Source organism: Parasphingorhabdus sp. (genome assembly GCF_036964675.1).
Classification (GTDB): Bacteria; Pseudomonadota; Alphaproteobacteria; order Sphingomonadales; family Sphingomonadaceae; genus Parasphingorhabdus.
This window is the reverse complement of record NZ_JBALTF010000073.1, coordinates 1-2,246: the sequence shown is the minus strand read 5'-3', so window position 1 is coordinate 2,246 and position 2,246 is coordinate 1. Positions and strand designations below refer to the sequence as shown.

At 58.4% G+C, this 2,246-nt stretch carries 3 protein-coding genes; all 3 read left to right on the top strand.

From position 1 onward, the window contains the following. On the top strand, nt 1-448 hold a 448-nt coding region (locus V7665_RS11595), incomplete at its 5' end, for a hypothetical protein (protein WP_335664698.1). Nucleotides 449-451: 3 nt separating this feature from the next. Further along, complete coding sequence (locus tag V7665_RS11590; RefSeq protein ID WP_335664697.1) at nt 452-1,264, top strand: SAM-dependent methyltransferase; 813 nt, start codon at nt 452-454, stop codon at nt 1,262-1,264. A 151-nt stretch (nt 1,265-1,415) separates the two neighbouring features. Further along, nucleotides 1,416-2,069 carry an isochorismatase family protein gene (locus tag V7665_RS11585; protein WP_335664696.1) on the top strand — a complete coding sequence of 218 codons (654 nt, stop codon included), beginning with the start codon at nt 1,416-1,418 and terminating at the stop codon, nt 2,067-2,069. Nucleotides 2,070-2,246: the final 177 nt, after the last annotated feature.

The window sequence follows — 2,246 nt, the reverse complement described above, 5'->3', positions numbered from 1 at the left end:
CCGCATTCCTTTCGAACGGTCCAGCATGAGCGTCCACACCGATGAGGACATCCTGCCGGCACCGGCCAAAGGCCTGTCCCCGGTCAGCTATCATGTCCCGCGTGGCAGCAGCCGCGCCGAAGTATCGGTCGACCTGACCAAGGCAATTGCCCGCCTGTCCGGCCAGGAAACTATATTCCAGACCTGGAACCCGATGCGCAGAATCGCCCCCAACCGCGAACTTGCGAGAGTCGATTTCACCCGGCCGACGGTGACGCGGGACAGCCGCAAGGCGGTCATCGCTCTGCGCGAAAGCCAGAAACAGCCCGGCAACAGACTATGGCTATGCGGCTCCTATATGGCGGAAAAAATTCCCCTGCTCGAGGCGGCGGTCGATTCTTCGGTGGCGGTGGCCGAACAACTGGGTGCCGCCATACCCTGGAAAGCCAGCGCCGCTGCTGCGGTCTGAGCGATGTCCGAATTCCACGATCTGGCGGAACTGGCGCTCAATCGTGAAGGGGAAACCTGGGGCAATCTGGGATATTGGCAAACCGCAACGGAATATTCAGATGCTTGCCGCGCGCTGGCGCTGTTGCTCGGCGAACAGGCTGGCCTGAACCCTCAGTCAGTGGTTTTCGACGCCGGTTTTGGCTGCGGCGACCAATTGCTTCTCTGGCTCGAGCATTTTCGCGTGGCCCGGGTTTTCGGTGCCAACCTTTCCCGCAGCCAGACCGCCTATGCCAAAGCCAAGCTGGCAAGGGCCGGTTTCCCTGCCGCCGCCGCTGCGATTCTGCAGGCCAATATCAGCGATCCCGAAGTTTGGAGTGCCGCGCTGGACCGGCCCAGCCATGTCCTGGCGCTGGATTGCGCCTATCATTTCCCCAACCGGGTGGAGTTTTTCGCGCTGGCGCAGCAGCATCTCGCGCTGGAAGGTCGGCTGGCGCTAACCGACTTCATGCTTGCGGATCAGCACCGGACAGGCTCCTTCACGCATCGGCTGCTGCGCTGGATGCTGAAACGCTCGCATATCGCGGAGGCCAATATCGTGCACCGGGACATATATCTGCGCCAGCTGCAGCAAACCGGCTTCGGTGACATCCGCATCACCGATATCAGCGAGCATGTCATGCCCGGATTTGCACATTCCATCCACACATTGCGACGAAACGGAAAACTATCATGGTCGGGACGGGTCAAATATAACGTGACCGGCCGGTTTCTGGAATGGGCCTATCGCCGCTCGATTTTGCGCTATTGCGTGATCAGCGCCACGAAAATGGGTTGAATCCACCATCAGGGGGTTCCAATCAAATTTTTCAACCAATGGCTTGCGAAACTCTATCCTGCCAGCCATCCTGCGAGACAATGGCCGGTGGCAATGGGTGACAGACACCGCACCAGAACCGGACTTGGCTGGATGAAAGGAAGATAGCGCGATGAGCGAAGATGATCTGCTCGAAAATTATCGCCGGGCCTATGATGTCAAAGTCGGCTTTGGCCAGCGGCCTGCCCTGATCCTGATCGATTTCTGCCAGGGCTATTTCGATCCAGATTGCGACCTTTATGCCGATGTGGACGATGCGCTATCCTCTGCCTTGCGTGTACGGGACGCAGCCCGACGGGCCAAAATACCAGTGATCCTCACCAATGTATCCTATCATCCCAGCGGCATCAATGGCGGCCGCTTCTTCGAAAAAGCCGCACCCTTGCGCTATTTCATCGAGGGCAATCCGATGGCTGCCTTTGCCAAGGGTCTGGAACCACGGGCAGACGAGCTGGTCATTACAAAACAATATCCCAGTGCGTTTTTCGGTACCTCGCTTGCTTCCACCCTCACCGCAATGGGCGTGGACAGCTTATTGCTGACCGGCCTGACCACCAGCGGCTGTGTGCGGGCAAGCTGCGTCGATGCGATGTCGCATGGCTTTCGCACCGCCGTCGTCGCCGATGCCTGCGGTGACCGGCATGAGGCCCCCCATCAGGCCAATCTGTTTGATATGAACGCGAAATATGCAGACGTCGTCACCGAGGAAGAGACAATGGACTTCCTTCAGCCGCTTCAAAACAAGCAGGCTACGCAGGATGGTTGATTTGCGCCGTGCTGTCAGTCTAACCGCAACTCATCTCCGATCGGCGCACCAAAACCAGATCGAGATTACGTCAGGCCGCGAGATTTTGCCACTCGGCCAGTGTAACCGAGCGTCGTGTCCTGTAAGTTTGGCCGTCGACGAGATGGCGTTCGGAGTTGAAGTGGTTGTAAAAAGAGG

What these genes read in the sequence shown, in the direction of transcription:
- V7665_RS11590 (WP_335664697.1), top strand. Translation starts at nt 452, where the DNA reads ATGTCCGAATTCCACGATCTGGCGGAACTGGCGCTCAATCGTGAAGGG.
- V7665_RS11585 (WP_335664696.1), top strand. Translation starts at nt 1,416, where the DNA reads ATGAGCGAAGATGATCTGCTCGAAAATTATCGCCGGGCCTATGATGTC.